The 16,890-nt window shown below is 44.4% G+C and carries 17 protein-coding genes and 2 pseudogenes; 10 read left to right on the top strand and 9 right to left on the bottom strand.

All coding sequences use genetic code 11. From position 1 onward, the window contains the following. Positions 1 to 214 precede the first annotated feature (214 nt). Both CZ502_RS04730 and CZ502_RS04725 read right to left on the bottom strand, forming a co-directional pair. Positions 215 to 853 (bottom strand): SDR family oxidoreductase, encoded by a 639-nt coding sequence (locus tag CZ502_RS04730; protein WP_076460027.1) that lies wholly within the window; start codon positions 851 to 853, stop codon positions 215 to 217. Positions 854 to 949: 96 nt separating this feature from the next. Further along, entirely contained in the window at positions 950 to 1,684 is a 735-nt protein-coding gene (locus CZ502_RS04725) for an SDR family oxidoreductase (protein ID WP_076460025.1), read from the bottom strand. Positions 1,685 to 1,806: 122 nt separating this feature from the next. On the opposite strand from CZ502_RS04725, the pseudogene CZ502_RS10875 reads away from it, so the two are divergent. From CZ502_RS10875 to cls, 10 genes and pseudogenes are all read left to right on the top strand, one after another. Continuing rightward, positions 1,807 to 1,977 (top strand): annotated as a pseudogene (locus tag CZ502_RS10875) (LysR family transcriptional regulator); the annotation flags it as partial. Between the two features lie 48 nt (positions 1,978 to 2,025). Then, positions 2,026 to 2,685 carry a substrate-binding domain-containing protein gene (locus CZ502_RS04720; RefSeq protein ID WP_234982450.1) on the top strand — a complete coding sequence of 220 codons (660 nt, stop codon included), beginning with the start codon at positions 2,026 to 2,028 and terminating at the stop codon, positions 2,683 to 2,685. 723 nt (positions 2,686 to 3,408) lie between these two features. Continuing rightward, complete coding sequence (locus CZ502_RS04715; protein WP_076460021.1) at positions 3,409 to 3,597, top strand: helix-turn-helix transcriptional regulator; 189 nt, start codon at positions 3,409 to 3,411, stop codon at positions 3,595 to 3,597. 5 nt (positions 3,598 to 3,602) lie between these two features. After that, positions 3,603 to 4,226, top strand: a complete 624-nt coding sequence (locus CZ502_RS04710) for a DUF3278 domain-containing protein (RefSeq protein WP_076460019.1) — start codon at positions 3,603 to 3,605, stop codon at positions 4,224 to 4,226. A 220-nt stretch (positions 4,227 to 4,446) separates the two neighbouring features. Further along, positions 4,447 to 5,247 carry a hypothetical protein gene (locus CZ502_RS04705; protein ID WP_076460017.1) on the top strand — a complete coding sequence of 267 codons (801 nt, stop codon included), beginning with the start codon at positions 4,447 to 4,449 and terminating at the stop codon, positions 5,245 to 5,247. A 265-nt stretch (positions 5,248 to 5,512) separates the two neighbouring features. Next, a pseudogene (locus CZ502_RS10990) lies at positions 5,513 to 5,623 on the top strand (helix-turn-helix transcriptional regulator); the annotation flags it as partial. Positions 5,624 to 5,695: 72 nt separating this feature from the next. Then, entirely contained in the window at positions 5,696 to 6,133 is a 438-nt protein-coding gene (locus CZ502_RS04700) for a hypothetical protein (protein WP_368087319.1), read from the top strand. Positions 6,134 to 6,135: 2 nt separating this feature from the next. After that, positions 6,136 to 6,639, top strand: a complete 504-nt coding sequence (locus tag CZ502_RS04695; RefSeq protein ID WP_076460013.1) for an O-acetyl-ADP-ribose deacetylase — start codon at positions 6,136 to 6,138, stop codon at positions 6,637 to 6,639. 96 nt (positions 6,640 to 6,735) lie between these two features. Beyond that, on the top strand, positions 6,736 to 7,896 hold the full coding sequence (locus CZ502_RS04690; protein WP_143457275.1) for an MFS transporter: 1,161 nt from the start codon (positions 6,736 to 6,738) through the stop codon (positions 7,894 to 7,896). Between the two features lie 80 nt (positions 7,897 to 7,976). Then, positions 7,977 to 9,470: a cardiolipin synthase gene (cls, locus tag CZ502_RS04685; protein WP_076460008.1), complete on the top strand. Its 1,494-nt coding sequence runs from the start codon at positions 7,977 to 7,979 to the stop codon at positions 9,468 to 9,470. A gap of 51 nt (positions 9,471 to 9,521) precedes the next feature. On the opposite strand, the gene CZ502_RS04680 is transcribed toward cls, so the two are convergent. From CZ502_RS04680 to CZ502_RS04650, 7 genes are all read right to left on the bottom strand, one after another. Next, positions 9,522 to 10,232, bottom strand: a complete 711-nt coding sequence (locus CZ502_RS04680) for a MerR family transcriptional regulator (protein WP_076460006.1) — start codon at positions 10,230 to 10,232, stop codon at positions 9,522 to 9,524. A 97-nt stretch (positions 10,233 to 10,329) separates the two neighbouring features. Further along, complete coding sequence (gene cysK / locus CZ502_RS04675) at positions 10,330 to 11,253, bottom strand: cysteine synthase A (protein ID WP_076460004.1); 924 nt, start codon at positions 11,251 to 11,253, stop codon at positions 10,330 to 10,332. A gap of 5 nt (positions 11,254 to 11,258) precedes the next feature. Continuing rightward, on the bottom strand, positions 11,259 to 12,077 hold the full coding sequence (locus CZ502_RS04670; RefSeq protein WP_076460585.1) for a homoserine O-acetyltransferase/O-succinyltransferase family protein: 819 nt from the start codon (positions 12,075 to 12,077) through the stop codon (positions 11,259 to 11,261). Positions 12,078 to 12,343: 266 nt separating this feature from the next. Continuing rightward, the gene (locus CZ502_RS04665; RefSeq protein WP_076460002.1) at positions 12,344 to 14,269 is read right to left on the bottom strand and encodes an ABC transporter permease; all 1,926 of its coding nucleotides are present in this window, start codon (positions 14,267 to 14,269) and stop codon (positions 12,344 to 12,346) included. Between the two features lie 2 nt (positions 14,270 to 14,271). Beyond that, positions 14,272 to 15,027: an ABC transporter ATP-binding protein gene (locus CZ502_RS04660; protein ID WP_076460000.1), complete on the bottom strand. Its 756-nt coding sequence runs from the start codon at positions 15,025 to 15,027 to the stop codon at positions 14,272 to 14,274. Between the two features lie 116 nt (positions 15,028 to 15,143). Continuing rightward, on the bottom strand, positions 15,144 to 16,118 hold the full coding sequence (locus CZ502_RS04655) for a sensor histidine kinase (protein WP_076459998.1): 975 nt from the start codon (positions 16,116 to 16,118) through the stop codon (positions 15,144 to 15,146). Next, positions 16,111 to 16,791 (bottom strand): response regulator transcription factor, encoded by a 681-nt coding sequence (locus CZ502_RS04650; protein ID WP_076459996.1) that lies wholly within the window; start codon positions 16,789 to 16,791, stop codon positions 16,111 to 16,113. The genes CZ502_RS04655 and CZ502_RS04650 overlap by 8 nt, the downstream gene beginning before the upstream one ends. Positions 16,792 to 16,890: the final 99 nt, after the last annotated feature.

Genomic DNA, 16,890 nt, shown 5'->3' with positions numbered 1-16,890 from the left:
CTCTCAACCTCTGTTTTATATTTATTAGATTGAAAATGCAGTATATTGCTTTCATTTTTAGTCTTTGTCTTGTCCTCGGGTCTTCAGACATTCGTCTTCCATCCTCGTTCAAGCAACGGCAATATTTTTTTAAAGGCCATTTAAAAACTAATTTTGATAAAGAAAACCAGAGCTGATATGGGCTCCGGTCCTTTTGAGTGCTTTCAAGTTTCAGTTAAACACTTGCAACTGCATCTCTAATCGTTGTCGAACCTTTTTGAAGATCAAAGGCTTTTCTTACGGTATTATCACTAGCCAAAGATTGCACTATCACCCTTGCTAAATCGGTACGACTAACTGTTGTATGTGATAAATCTTGTCCAATATTAACTAAACCCGTCCCCGGTTCATCAGTTAAGCTTTCTGGGCGTACAATTGTGTAATCAAGTGAAGAATTACGTACAAACATATCAGCATAATATAACGCTGCACTATATTCTTCCATTTCTTTCATCCACGACATTATTTTTTCATCATGAAAGTGTTGAATTGCACCTGCGCTCACTAAAACTAAGCGCTTGATTCCTGCTTGCTGAGCCGCTTGAGCAACCTTAACTTTTCCATCTAATGAGACCATCCATCCGCCTTCAAGGGCGATTACGATTGCATCAATCCCGGTTAATTGTACTTTTATTTTGGCAACTGATTCCCGTACATCGATAAACCTAGTTTCCACTCCTAAGTTCTTAAACTGTGCTATTTGAGTCTTATTTCTGATACCTGCAATGGGAACAAATTGGGGGCTTTTTAATAGCTCTTTGACGGTTGCAATCCCAGTCCGCCCATGAGCACCTACAACTAATATTTTTTTCATAATTATCTTCCTTAATTAAGGCTAATAGGATTTAAGTAGTGGCGTGGTTATTAAAAATTTCTACACCCCGACACTAATCAATAATTTTACCTTTGATTAAACTGCCTGACCCATTGGCCGTACAATAATTTCATTTACATCTGTATCTGCTGGTGTGTCAATTGCAAACGCAACCGCTCGTGCAATTTGCTTTGGATCAAGACCAATCGTCTTTTCGGTTTCTATTTCCACCTGACGATTCTTGGGATCACTAATCGAATTAAATAATTCAGTGTGAACTGCACCAGGGGAGACAATTGACGTCTTAATACCATTAACTCGTTGTTCCTGGCGTAGGCCTTCCATAATCGCACGTACCGCAAATTTAGAGCCGTTATAGACCGCCAAATTCGGTACAACTACATGACCTGCCACCGAATCAGTCGCTAAAATATGACCATGCTTTTGTTTAACCATTACTGGTAAAACTGCCGCAATCCCATTCAAAACACCCATAACATTAATATCCAGGATTCGCTGCCATTCCTGCCTTTGAAGCCTAATTAGGGGATTTACTGGCATAATTCCGGCATTATTATACATTGCGTCAACCTTACCAAATTTATCAACTGTATAGTCAACTACCGCTTGTACTTCTTCGAAATTCGTAACGTCTGCCTTAACAACACTAATGCTGGCCTCGGGCATTGAATCTCTTAACTGATTTAACCGCTCTTCTCTTCTTGCTGAAATTACAACTTTAGCTCCTTGACTAGCCAATAGTTTTGCCGTTGCGGCACCAATTCCTGAAGATGCACCGGTGATAATAATTACTTTTTCTTTTAATGACATTTGCTTCTCCTTTCACGTACTGTTACTAAAACCACCTTTAATATAAGAGTAACTAGGAACAATGTGAAAGACTTATTGAATATGATAAGCTATAGCCAATAACTATATTAAGGAGGAATAGGATGGATTTGAGAATACTACGCTACTTTTTAGCTGTTTGCCAGGAAAAGAATATTTCTAAAGCCGCTGAAAGCCTTCATATTGCTCAACCGTCGCTTTCAAAACAAATTAAGACGTTAGAAGAAGAGCTTGGAGTAACCTTGTTTATTAGGGGACACCGGCAAATAACGTTAACGCAAGAAGGTTATTTTCTCCGTGACCGGGCTCAGGAAATGGTTAACATGGCAACACAAACAAAGCAAATTATTCAAAGTTCTAACTTAATTACCGGCACCCTAAATATTGGTGCTGGGCAATCATACGCACTTAAGAGCGTTATGAAGATTATTGATCAAATAATTCAGGAAGAACCTGACGTTCACTTTAATTTTTATGATGGCTACGCTGATGAAATTGAGGCTAAAGTAAGCAATGGAAGTCTCGATTTTGGCATTATCATGGGTGACCGTCCCCTGGATAATTTTGAAAGCCTCATTTTGCCACAAAGGAACCAGTTTTATGCCTTATTTAATAAAAAAATGCCACTAGCGGAAAGGGAAAAAGTGACCCCGGATGATTTAATTAACTACCCAATCATCACTTCAGCGCAAAGCTTTGTAAGTGACAAGTTCCGTAATTGGTGGGGTAACCGGTATGACCAGGTAATTAATGTAGCAACTACCAATTTAGCTTATAATGCATCACTTTTGGCCAGCCAAGGACATGCAGTTCAAATATCGTATAATAATTTAATCGATACTCGGTTAGAAGAGCTTGTTGCCCGCCCGCTTTCGCCTAAAATTACCGACCCTAATATTATTATTTGGAAGAAAAATGCCCAACGCTCCAACTTAGCTAATAAATTTATTGAGAAACTCCAAGAAGTATTCACCCAGCCATAATTACTCTTTACGAAGTAAGCAATAAAGGACAAAGCTGCGGAGTTTGCACGGAACAGGTCCAGTGGTCGTCCGAAGTCAGGCTTTAAGTCATGGTTAACTTTAGCTCTACCTTTTTAGGATAACAAAAAAGTTCAGAACGATTTATTTTCGCTCTGAACTAATCTTAAGTTATTTTACTTTGTTTACTGAAACTAGAAAGCGCAGAATTACGGTAATTGACCGTCGCTTTGCTTTTTTTAGTTGTCCATCATTCTTAGCGTGACATTTCCTGTTATTTCCGCTACATTGATAACAAGCTTAGATTTCCCGGGAAATAAAAAGGAGTAGTTAAATGTCCCCAAAAGTAAGAAAGGTAGTTTTAGGACTGCTGCTGTTATTGCCATTAGTTATTGCTTGCCGGCAATTTCACTTTCATCGCTATGGACTGATGTTGTTCTGGTTAATAATTGATGGCTATCTTATTTATTGTTCGTTGAGTGATAATACCTAGTTTATAGCAAACAATGCCCGCCAATCATTAGGCTTTTGCCTAAAATTGGCGGGCGCTTTTTATCTAGTAAGCTGTTCCTTATTTCTTGTGTCGCTGAGGGATAGGTCAGCGTCAGCTGTTTTGTTCAAGGTGTTTTTACAATTTGTGTCATATATAATTGACATCTAAGGTTGGCGATGATATGCTGTTCACAATAAATGTCAGATATATATGACATTAGGGGTGATTGATATTTGAACCGTGTTAAACAATTTCGCAAAAAGCAAGAGCTCTCGCAATTGAGTTTAGCTAAGCAAATCGGTGTTGCTCGGCAGACAATTAACTTAATTGAGAATAACAAATACAACCCTTCGCTGGATTTATGTATTAATTTAGCCAAGGCCTTGAAGACAGACCTTAACTCACTTTTTTGGGAGGAATAATAAACATGAAAGAAACAGCTGGAACGAAAATTATTAAGTGGTTTTATGGTATTCACGGTCCGCTTGATGAATACCGGCGTAATGAGGTTAATCGAATTGGTAATAATATTGCGATCTTTTTACTTTCAGTTAATTTAATATTAGCGTTCACTGCTACCCTTGTGGTTCTCGGCACTAATAATTATGAGCTTGCCCTTGATATTGTCGTAGATTCATTGCTATTTATTATCTTTGCGACTTATGCATATATCTGTTATGAACTTAAGCGTCACCACTTAGCCGATATTGATGTGGAAGCAAAGCAGGTAACAAGGACTAAGAAAAAGATCATCAAAAAAGCAGTCGGACTTGGTCTCTACTTTGGGTTTGGAATGTATGGAATGACAATTCTTATCGATTGGTTACCAGAAAGGGGAGCACTGCTTCCTTTACTAACTGATCCATTTATGATTGTCCTTGCGGTGATCGAAGGAATTATTTTTGGCTTAGCGACGGGGCTTGTTGAGCTACATCAAATTAAAATTGAACCAGACGGTAATAGTACACCGACGAAACGATTACCATTAAAGGGTTGGTTAATTGTTCTAGTCATTATTATCATTGTAGCGCTGTTGCTGATACACAGTTAAAATGGTTAGTTGCATTAAGTTATTTAGAATTAGTAATCTTTAACATTGATAAATTGAGAAAAGTTTAGTTTTAAAAGAGATTTGTCTAAAATTTAGATAGCTCTAAAATATACCGTTATGATAAAATTAAATTACTTAAAAAAGGACAACCGACGGGATGGCGCTGATTGTCCTTTTCTTTTGTGCATTTTTTATTTATTCTTGTAGAGGAGTTTTTTGAATGAAGAAGAAATTATTGTTGATGCCAGTGATAATATTACTGACATTGGGCTTGGCTGCTTGTGGGACTAAAGATAGTCATGGAAAAGAGTTTAAGGCAAGTCTTAATAAAAGTAGCATTATGATGGAACCAGATTACACTGCAACCGTGAAATTAAAAGCAAATAAAAATACTCAATATGAAGTACAAAATAGTAAGGGTAACGACGTACAAGGGATGCGTAAGACTAAAAGTGGAAAAGCAGAGATAAAATTTAACAAGGTTGGGAAATACACCATTATTGCTAAAAGTGATAATGGTCATGTTACTAAGAAGTTGCCTGTAACGGTTAAACCCTATGAAGTCACTCTAAATAAAGCAACAAACTCAGTTGGCCCACTACAATTTAAAATTAAATCAATTAGGTATGAAGCAATGACCAAGACTAAAGAGCCTAGTAATGACGCTCTTTATAACATGGATAACTATGCCTCATTAGGAAAACACTATTACCAAGTAGTAATTAATTATGAAGTTCGTAATAATAGTGATCAACCTGTTGATGTTCAAACTACTAGTTGGACTCCTACGGATGATAATGGAACAGAATACCAAGATGGTGGCAGTGCTGATAGTTACTACTATGATACCGTTGTAGGTGGTAGTAAAATTGCTCCTAAACAACACCGAGCAGGAACGATGTATATGATTAGCAATGAAAAATTCACTGTTAATAATTTAAAATTAAATGTTTCCGAAATCTATAGAGACGATGAAGATGAAGAGCCAATAAATGAGGGTGGATTAGCACAGCTTAACTAATCTTTATTGAGAAGTTACACTAATATTTTGGTATATAAGGAAATTATATTTCTACGATGCGAGATTCATTAATCATCTTACTATACATTGAATGGCATAAGCTTATGAAAAAGCCCCTCTCGAACCGGGAGGCTTTTTTAGTTGTCCACCATTCTTAGCGTGACATTTTCTGGTATTTCCGCTACATTGATAGCAAGCTTAGATTTCCCGGGAAATAAATTCAAGGCAAAGAAGGTAGGAGAGCTTAGTGAAGTTTGCGGACAAAATGAAAAGTTACCGGCAACGGTACCAGTGGACCCAGCAGGACGTGGCTGACCGGCTTCTTGTCTCACGAAAGACAATTTCCAGCTGGGAAAATGGGCGGAGTTATCCCGATGTATTCATGTTGGTGCAAATAAGTGATCTCTACCATGTTAGTTTAGACGATTTATTACGGGAGGATCACGAAATGATTGATTCATATGAAAAAGAGCATAAACTTAACGCTAAAAAGGATTGGGCATTTACCATTTCATATATCATTAATGCTGCCGCTTGTGTTTATATATTGTTGCTGGCATTAGGATTATTAAAATTCATTCCGTCATTATGGAGTGGTTGGAAAGTAATTATTGGTTGCTTCTTAGCTCTAGCAACAATTAATGTGTATTATCTAATATCACAAATTAACTGGAAGAAGATTAGTGGGGTTAATAAGGTCGGAATTCATTTAACATTGATTGTTATCTCAATCCTGCTTATTAAGCTTGATGTCGTGACGGCTTTTTCTGGTGGTGCGAGAGGATTTGGTAATGGCTTTGGAGCGGGCGCGGTAACGGCTTTCAAGGCGCTTGCACTTACTTACGCCATTTGGCTCTATCCCCAATTCAAAGAAAGGAAGAATTAACAATGACACAGGTCAACGTAATTAAGGGCGATATCACAAAGGTAAACGTAGATGCGATCGTTAACGCGGCCAATACGACTTTAATGGGCGGTGGCGGCGTTGATGGGGCGATTCACCGGGCTGCGGGGCCAGCGTTGTATGCTGCCTGTGAGAAGTTTCATGGCTGCCCCACTGGTGAAGCGCGGATCACAGGGGGCTTTAACTTGCCAGCAAAATTCATTATCCATACGCCGGGCCCCGTGTGGTATGGTGGCACGCATGGGGAGGACCAACTGCTGGCAAATTCATACCATAATAGCCTTGCTTTGGCAGAACAAAACCATTGCCAGACGGTCGCTTTTCCATCAATTAGTACGGGCGTCTATGCCTTCCCCCTTGACCGGGCCGCTAAGATTGCAATTGCGACGATCACCGACTTCCTCCAAAGTGCCAAATATGTTGACCAGGTAACGATGGTCTGCTTTGATGACCACACATTTGCGGCATATCAGGAGCAAATTCATTAATAAATCTTTCAAAACTATTGGCATTGGTTTGCTGAACGTTTATAATTTTCTGGATTGCCTTATTTCCAGAAAATTTTTTATTTTAAAGGAGGTTTAATAATGCGTGAAAAGTTACGCTCATTTACTTTTATCCTCGTTGCATTCATGTTAGGCTGCAACGAATTCATGGTCGTGGGGGTCTTATCCGATATTGCCAAAAGCTACCACGTTCCGTTGTCGACGGTCGGCTTTTTAGTCACGGCCTTTGCGGGGGTTTACGCGATTAGCACCCCGGTCATCACTACTTTGACCAGCAACTGGAACCGGTACAAACTCTTGATGATCTTAATGACGGTCTTCTTCATTGGTAATACCTTGACCGCGATGGCACCGTCACTTGGCTGGTTGCTCTTTGCCCGGGTTATTACCGCGGCCGTAGCGGGGACGATTATTTCCCTCATCAACCTCCTCGTTAGTATCATCACGCCGATGAACAAGCGGCCGATGGTCCTAGCCTGGGTTGGTGCCGGCTTTAGCATTGCCTCGGTTATCGGGGTACCATTAGGGACGACCATTGCGACCCTACTTTCCTGGCATGACAGCTTCTGGATTATCTCCGGTTTGACCCTGGTCGTCTTTGCGCTCCTGGCCTGGTTAACCCCGCGGGATACGCCCCAGGTTAAGGGAAGCATTGTTGGGCAGTTGTCGTTATTAAAGGATCGCCGAGTTTTGCTTGGCATTGGGATCACCGTTTCCGTATTGAGCTTACAATACACCTTTTACACCTATGTCCGGCCGCTGATTACGACGGTGATGGGCTTTAGCTTGACCAGCCTAAACTGGCTTTTGCTAATTCTAGGGGTAATGAGCATTATCGGGAATGAAATTGCCGGTCTTGTTGCGGGGCATCACGGTGTTCACAAACTTCCGGGAATCTTTATTTTAATGACGATTTTGAGCCTTATTCTGGGACCCGCCCTTGAAAATAAACTGACGGGGATGCTCGCCTTGGCAGCCCTTTGCGTGGTAGTAATTGTCTACGGGACGACCACCCAGTTGGTATTTATTAACGTTGCGGAACAGGAATACCCGCAATCACTTGCCTTGGCAACTTCCTTGATCTCTATCTTTGCCAACGTGGGGATCTCCCATGGCTCTTTTACCGCCTCCACAACGGTTAACTACACGAGTTTACAAAACCTCGGCTATGTTGGGGCGGTTTACGGTGTCTTGGCGATTGTATTTGCGTTCGCATTGCGGCGTGTTTACGGAAAATAACCATTTTTATAGAGAATTGCTGAAAGAAGGGGCGATTAAGGCTATAATAATGCAGTAATACTTTTAGGGAGAAATATAGCATGAATATTATTTGGACATGGGACATTATTCGTCGCATTATTGAAGTTTTGTGGCTAATCAATATTGGCTTTGCGATTTGGACGGTTTTCCGTAGTCGGCGGGATATTGCATCTACCTGGGCGTGGCTACTGGTATTGTCAGTCTTTCCGGTAGTTGGTTTTATCCTCTACCTCTTCGTCGGCCGGCAGATGTCACACGATGAGATCTTTAGCATTCAAGATGAACAGGAACTACTGGAAAAGAAGTACCTTCTAAAGCAAAAAAAGCTTGTCGAAAAGCACAAACTACTACCGAAGCAGGACCGCCTATCACGGGACCGGCAACTCGTAAACCTCTTTATGAGCCTGAATGAGTCGGTTGCTACCTTCGACAACAAGGTCCACGTCTTTACCGATGGAAAGGAAAAGTTTGCCAAGCTAATCGATGATATCGACCATGCCAAGGACCACGTATATATTGAATACTACTCATTTTATTCTGATAATCTGGGGAAGCGCGTTTTAGCAGCCCTTGAAAAGGCAGCAGAACGGGGCGTCCGGGTGCGGGTCTTATATGACCTTAGCGGGTCGCATGGGACTACCTATAAGTTCTTTCAGCACCTTGAAGAACTCGGTGGTGAGGCGCAGGCCTTTGTTGCCGCACCGAAAGCACACTTCCAGACGCCACGGTTAAACTTCCACCTTCACCGTAAGTTAGCGATTATCGACGGGCAGATTGGTTATATCGGGGGCTTTAACATCGGTGACCAGTACCTCGGGGAAGCACCGAAGTTTGGTTACTGGCGTGACACCCACCTGCGGGTCATCGGCCAGGCAACGATGATGATGACAGTACGGTTTGCGATGGACTGGAACACCACCTGTCGCAAGACCCGCAAAAAGAAGATTAGTCTAGAAAAAGAGTTTAGTAACTTTGAATTGCATGAGCCGAGTGATGATCCCGAAGCAGTGCCAATGCAGATCGTTTCATCGGGGCCGGACAATGAGGACTACGCAATTCGGCGGGGCTATGAATCAATTATTAGTTCTGCCCGCAAGTACGTGTACATTCAGTCACCATACCTGATCCCCGAAGATTCCGTCCTCGAAGCGCTCGTAATTGCGGCGCGGAGTGGGATTGACGTCCGGATCATGATTCCATGTATGCCGGACCACCCGTTTGTTTACCGGGCAACGGAGTACTATGCCAAGTACCTGGTCAACAACGGGGTCAAGGTTTACAAGTACAATAACGGCTTTATTCACGCTAAGACGATGGTCAGTGGCAGCAACATTGCCTCCGTTGGTTCGGCCAACATGGACTACCGGAGCTACCGGCTTAACTTTGAGGTGAACGCCTTTGCGTACAACGAAAAGCTCACGGCGACCTTGAAGCAGGACTTCTTGAACGACATTGAGAAGAGTACCCTACTGACGCCGGAATACTTTGCTAACCAGAGTAAGTGGCGGAAGTTCAAGCAATACTTCTCCCGGCTATTGTCGCCGATTTTGTAAGATCAGTAACTCACCGTAACAAAAAACACCTAGGAAATTTTCCTAAGTGTTTTATTTTTTAAATTCTTCAATACAGTAGTTCACTTGATGACAGTGGGAACATTTTAAGTGCCGGGTATTTGGCGTGTGCTTGGCGAAAAACCAGTTCTTAAATGGAACGGTAAAGGTGCTGTGGCAATTTGGACACAGGTAGCAAGAATGGTGGAAGTAGGTCATGGTAATGTAATAGCCAAGGATTAGACTAACGATTAAGCCAATTCCTAAGTACCAGAGATTAGCTTTTTGCAAAACGACGTAACAGACGCTGCCCCACAAGCAGATATCAAGGATTAGTCCAATAACAATCATTTTAATCCGTAATCTTCTTAAACGTTGTGCTTGATCCATTAGATAAGCCACCCCTTCCGCAATATTTCCTGGGAAATAGCCATACTTATTAAACTGCTTTTTAAGGAAGTCGAGACTGGCAATTTGCTGGTTAAGCTTGGCAACTTTATCTGTAAGATTATCTTGCTGGCTAGTAATTAGTGATAGTAAATACTTGCTACTGTTTTGGTTAGTGATAATCCTTTTGACTTCTTTTAATGAGAAGCCGAGATTACGGTAAGCGAGTATTTCTCGCAACCGCTGAACATCAGCGTCGTTATATTGGCGTTGGTCAGTAGGTGTTCGGCTTGCCGTCAGCAAACCACATTGGTCATAATACTGAACTGTGCGTCGCGAAACATTGCATTTTCTTGCTAATTCACCACTTGTGTACATAAGCCATTCCTCCTTGTGTATCTCCAGTGTAGGACATTACGTAAGGGGATGTGCAATAGAAAAGGGCTAAATCTGCAAATTGATTTAGCCCTTTTGATTAATAATCAAATAATTCAGTTGAAAGGTAGCGGTCACCGCCGTCAGGGGAGACAGTGACAACCTTCTTGCCCTTACCAAGCTTCTTGGCGACCTCAATGGCTCCCTTGATGTTTGCACCAGCAGAAATACCGACGAGGATTCCTTCCTTGTGGGCAACTTCACGGGCCATTGCGATGGCATCGTCACTCTTGATTTCAAGGATCCCATCGTAAACGTCCTTATCTAAAACTTCCGGCACAAAACCAGCGGCAATCCCCTGGATCTTATGCTTGCCGCCTTTGCCTTCTTTGAGGACTGGTGATTCAGCCGGTTCAAGGGCGTAGACGGCAACGTCGCGATCAGCCTTCTTCAAGGCGTGACCAATCCCGGTCAGGGTGCCACCAGTACCGACCCCAGCAACAAAGGCATCGGGAGTAACGTCCCCGAAGGCAGCCAAAATTTCCTTCCCGGTTGTCTGTTCGTGAATTGCCGGGTTAGCGGGGTTATCGAATTGCATTGGCATGAAGTAGCCCTTTTCCTTCACTAATTCTTCGGCCTTAGCGATGGCGCCCTTCATTCCGTCAGCTCCCGGGGTCAAAATTAATTCTGCCCCGTAGCCCTGCATTAACTTCCGCCGTTCAACACTCATCGTTTCTGGCATCGTGATTACCAAATGGTAGCCCTTCGCCGCGGCAACCATTGCGAGGCCAACCCCGGTGTTACCGGAAGTTGGTTCGATAATCGTCCCCCCGGCAGTTAACTTGCCATCTTTTTCCGCCTGTTCAACCATCGCCAGAGCGATCCGGTCCTTGATGGAGCCAGCGGGGTTAAAGAATTCGAGCTTTACGTATACGTCGGCAGCGTCTTCGGGAACGACCCGGTTTAACTTAACGAGGGGGGTGTTACCGATTAATTGGGTGATGGAATTTGCAATTGTGGTCATAGTATCTACTCCTTTACTAATTGTCGTTCTTTTACATCATGGGCAACGTATTGTAGCCAGTTATCAAAGAACACGCGGCGGGTCTTAGCCCACTTGAACTCGGGATCTTTCATATGAAGCGGATCACGGAAGTAATTTTGCGGTTTAAGGTAGTCTCTTTCTGGGTGGGCATTACGCTCCCGGCGGTATTCTTTTAACAAGGCATCGCGGCCATATTCGAGGTGTGAAAATAAAAAGTATTGTTTCTTGTGTAACGCACTAAACGAAAAGAGCCGGTTATCCTTGGTTGTTGCGGTAATCGTCAATTCAGGGTTTTCCTTAATGGCGTTAACATCAAGCTCGGCGTACCGGGCATGGGGTGCTAAGAAACCGTCTGGCAGACCAGTGAGGAAAGGATCGTTATGGTGGCGGTAGTTGGCAAAGACACCAAATATCTTTTCCGGTAGCTGATACTTTTGTACCCCGTAAAGGTAGTTCGCCGCGGCCATCGCTCCCCAGCAGACGTAGAGCTGAGGGATGGCGAGCTTACCGAGCTGGTCAATCAACTGGTGGACCTCGTCAATATAGGTAATGTCGTTAAATGGTAATTGCTCAAGCGGTGCACCAGTGATGATGAAAGCATCAAACTGGTCTAGCTGGTCGAGTACTAGTGGTTGGGATATTTGCTGGACAAGTGTGGGCACGGGCCGGTTTTGGTAGTGCGTCTGCGGGTAGAAGTATTGCACGTTGACATCATAGTCACCTTCATTAAGGACGGTCGAAAACCGCCGTTGCGTATCAACTTTATCATGCATTAGGTTAAGGATTCCGACGTTAAGGACCATCTGATTCACGAAAAACACCTCGATTATTTGAAGTCAAAACAAAAAAGCCGTCATTAAGCTTATCATGGTCGAGACCACGACAAAATAAGGCAGCGAAAAAAGCCGCCTAACTAGCTTAACAACAGCTTGTTAGTGATAGGTAATTTTGCAGATTTGGTTGCAGTAACTTTTTCATAACTACATCTCCCATATCTAACCGTACTTACTTTATAGTAGTTTGAGTGTAACCGGTTAAATCAGAAATGTCAAACAAAAAAGCTTGGCTGCTAGGCTTGGTCGACGATCTGGCGATAGACCCGGGTAGTGAGACCATAGATAAGGAGGTATGCCAGCAGGAGAATGATGGTAATCGTTATCGCAACAGTCATCATTAGCTGGGTGTTATAAAAACCAAATTGGATCATGATTTGGCGGATGGCTGGAATGGCAAAGCCAAGGTTGACCACGGCGCCGATGACTGGCAGGAGAAAGACCATCAGAACCTGACTATGGATGCTTCTAGTTGTCTCCCGTTCACTTAAGCCGACTTGCTGCATTGTCTTAAAGCGTTGCTGGTCCTCGTAACCTTCAGTAATCTGTTTGAAGTAGATCACGACGGTGGTGGTGATCCCCAGGGCGAGGCTGATTAAGATACCGACGAAGACAATTCCACCATAAAGTTGGGTGAGGAGGTTATGGACGATGTGGTAGCCGGTGAAGCCTAAGTTAGGTACTTGGAGTTTATCTTGTAATGCCTGTTCAAACTGCGCCTTCTTTTCCACGCTGCCGGTTAGCTGGTAATTAAAGGTAGTGATGGTGGTGGTGCCCATTTTGGCTGGCACTTTGTTGACCACGAGAAAAACCGGTGAATAGATTGAGTGACTTGGATTGAGGTAGTAGTCAAAGTGCTTGAGCTGCTTTGCCTTATACGTGCGGTTGCCAATTTGTAGGCTGCCAGTTAGCTTTGTAGCTGGTGAATAGAAGAGTGCTTCATCATTTGCCAGTTGAACCTTGTCCTTGGTCAGCTGCTGGTACGTCTTTGCACTGATGAAAATTACTGAACTAGTAGTATTATTGGTCATCCGGTCAAGGCCGCCCTGGTTAATAAAGTGGTTCTTTTGCCAGTAGCCGTATTGGGGGGTGCTGGTATTAAAGCTAACTTGGTGACCGAGAGTTGCCTGGTGCTCGTTAGCTACCTGTTTGATAGTTTTGTTTTGGCTAGCATTTAACGGGGCTGTGCTAACGATCGTCACCTCCCGGGGTGCCCAGGAACGGACGGTACTATCAATCCCAAGATACAGGGTAATTGAACCAAAGAGGATGACTAAAACGGAGCTGCACAGCAAGCAGATTGTGGCGAGGCTGGCCCCGTTTTGTTCCATCCGCTGTAACATGCCCGAGACAGCAATAAAGTGGCGGGGCTGGTAGTAGTAGCGTTTATTCTTTTGAAGCAGTTGTAAGACGATGATGCTACCGGCGATGAATAATAGGTAAGTGCCGACAACAACGAGGACGACTGCTAACATAAAGGTTGATAAGGCGGACATCCGCGGCTTGACAGTTAGGGTCAGGTAGTAGGCCCAGGCAACAGCGACCATCCCGAGAATTCCGGCAACAGTAAAGACGGTGCCGTGTTTAGTAACGGTTGACTTACGGGGATGCCAGAGTTCCGCCGGATTGAGCCGGATCAACTTAACAAGATCAATAATCACCAGGAGCAAGAAAAAGCCACCGATGATTAAGCAGGTGTTTCCCAGTGCGGACCATTCAATCCACGGCTGGCTTAGGTGCTTGATATTTAGCAGGCGGGCAAAACCAAGGAAGGCCAGCCGGTCAAAGATGATCCCGGTCGCAAAACCAGCCGTCAGACTAATGACCAGCAGGTAAAGCTTTTCAATCACCATCAATATCCGTAAATGATGGCTGGTCATCCCGAGCATACTGTAGAGGCCCATTTCCTGGTGACGTTGTTGCCAGAGGAAGCGGTTGATGTAGACCATGAAGGCAAGGGTCACGAGGATAATAAAGGTTGATCCGGTATCCATCAGTGCCCCGGTGATACTGCCGCTCGGGAGCTTTTTGATGCTACGGTTAACAGCAATCGCCTTAAAAATATAATTAATCGCAACCAGCATCGCCATCGAAATTAGGTATGGCAAGTAAATCTTGCGGTTACGTTTAAAACTCGAGTTGATTAATTTGAAGAAGAGCATCCTTATTCACCACCATTCGTGAGGGTCATCATTGTCTGATTAATTTGCTCTTGGTATTCCTTTGCCGAGAGGTCGCCCCGGTAAAGCTCATGGTAGATGCGGCCATCCTTGATAAAAAGAGTTCGCTTAGCGTGACTGGCGGCGGCAGCACTGTGGGTAACCATGATGATGGTTTGCCCGTTTTGGTTGACATCGTCAAAGAGGGTCAGAATTTCGTTACTGGTGTTTGAGTCCAGTGCCCCGGTCGGCTCATCGGCTAGTAGGAGGTCGGGATTGGTAATTAGTGCGCGGGCAATTGCGATTCGTTGCTGCTGACCACCGGATACTTCACTAGGGAAGCGGTCGACGATTGAATCAATTCGGAGACGGGCCGCTAAGGGAGTCAAGCGGTCGTCCATTAGCTTGACAGGAGTTTTTGCGAGCACTAGTGGGAGATAGATGTTATCCCGGTTGGAGAGGCTGTCGAGCAGGTTAAAGTGCTGGAAAACAAAGCCGAGATGTTCTCGCCGGTATTTCGCTGCTTCATCCTTTGATAACTGTCCTAGGTCTTGGCCATTTAGGACTGCTTGCCCACCAGTTGCCTGGTCAAGGGTGGCAATGATGTTGAGGAGGGTACTCTTCCCAGCCCCGGATTCACCCATGATTGCGACAAATTCCCCGTTCTCGACGGTAAAACTGATGTCCTTCAGTGCCATGACAGGGTTAGTTGAATGTTGGTTGAACACCCGTTGAACGTGGTGTAGTTGTAATAGAGCCATGATGATTATCCTTTCGTTACGGTTATCTTTTGTTCTTGTAGTTATTATAAAAAGGTTCTGCGCCACTTCCTACTTACAGAAGTGTGCAGAACCTTACAGTTTTGTAAGATAGCAGCTTATCGCTGGCGGACATTGGCCGGCGTAAAAGTTAATGTTGCCGTGGTTCCCTTATTAACCGCGGAGGTCACGCTAAGCTGGTAATTTAACTGCTGGGCAACTTTCTTCACCAGGTAGAGGCCCATCCCGGTTGACAGGGTAGTTTGATGGCCGTTATGACCAGTAAAGCCATTATCGTAAATGCGCGGCAGGTCGGTGCTGGGGATCCCGCAACCGTGGTCGATGATGTGCAGTTGGTTTATTTCCCAGGAAATATGGATCGTTTGGTTTGGCTGGGAATACTTGATTGCATTTGAGAGCAGCTGGGCAATGCAAAAGCGCAGCCACTTGGGGTCAGTCAAAACCCGCACCCCGGTAAGCTGGTGAAGTTGGGGGATAAGTTGCTTGTGAATAAAGAGGGCGGAGTTTTGCTGGAGGACGTCATTGACTAGGGCAGCTAAGTCGATCCACTGAAAGGCAAAGTCATTGCCTTCCATCGCCAGCCGTTCATCGCTAAGGAGCAGGTCAAGGTAGTAGTTGGCGTGGCGGACGGCTTCTTTGACATCGGTGCTTGCCACTTGGTCCTGGTTTTCCGCCGCGGCAGTAAGGGTTGCAAGGTGGTTTTTGATCTCGTGGGCAAATAATTCGAGGTGGTCAAATTGTTGTTGCTGCTTTAAGTGGAGGTCACGGATGGTTGATTTTGCAGTAGCTTTTTCCGCTGTTAGGAGGGTGATAAGCGCGGCTTCAACCGGATTGTTGGGGCTGATAGCGTCCTTTGCGTGAAGTTTTTTATAACGTTGCCGGGTGCGGTAGAAGGCAAAGATGAGCCAGCCACCGAGGACAGGGAGGGAAAAACGAAGGAGGTCACCGAAAAAGAGGAGCGGCAAATTATAGAGGACTACCAATAGGCCGGCAAGGAAAATAAGTAAGAGGTAGCACAGGGTGACCGGGGCGATGGCGCGGCCAAATAGGATAAGAAATGTTCGCTTATTCATTAGGATTCACCAGCCGGTAACCGATCCCCCGCTCAGTTCTGATCGCGTCAGTTAGGCCAACTGTTGCTAACTTTGCGCGCAGACGGCTGATATTGACGTTGAGGGTGTTATCGTTAAGGTATTTGCCACCTTGCCAGAGCCACTCAAGCAGGCGCTCTTTAGCGACGGTTTGCTGGTGATGGCTGATAAGTACTTGGAGCAGTGCGCCCTCGGTGGGGGTGAGTTGAACCGTGCCGGCAGGAGTTGTCAGCCGGTTGGTTAGGGAGTTGAAGGTGTTTGCCCCCCACTCAATTGCCTCTTCCTCGCTAGTCTGTTGGTTGCGGCGAAGGAGGGCCTGGACTTTTGCTACTAGGACGGTCATGGAGAAAGGCTTCATGATGTAATCATCAGCCCCAGCAGCGACCGCGTGCATTACGTTGCTGTCAATGTCCGCTGCGGAAATGACAATGATTGGCACCTGGCTATGTTTGCGGACCTCTTGCATCCAGTAAAACCCGTCGAAACTGGGGAGGGTGATGTCAAACAGGACGAGGTCCGGGGCAGCGGTCACAATCTCATCAGCCACGGTTTGCCAATCGTCAACTGTTACTGTTGCGTACTGCCATTTCGTTAAGGCCGCTGTAATTGATTTAATCAACTCTGGATTATCTTCAACAATAAAGACTTTTGTCATCATACTTACCTCGCGATTAAAGTTAAGTTAATCATAACCTAGGCAGGGGAGAAAAAGAATGTTTTTGTTTGACAATCAGCACTAATTACTTGATGATAA

Source organism: Limosilactobacillus caccae (assembly GCF_900156885.1).
GTDB lineage: Bacteria > Bacillota > Bacilli > Lactobacillales > Lactobacillaceae > Limosilactobacillus > Limosilactobacillus caccae.
Note: the sequence above shows the minus strand (reverse complement) of the source record. Positions and strands in the feature narration are given on the sequence as shown.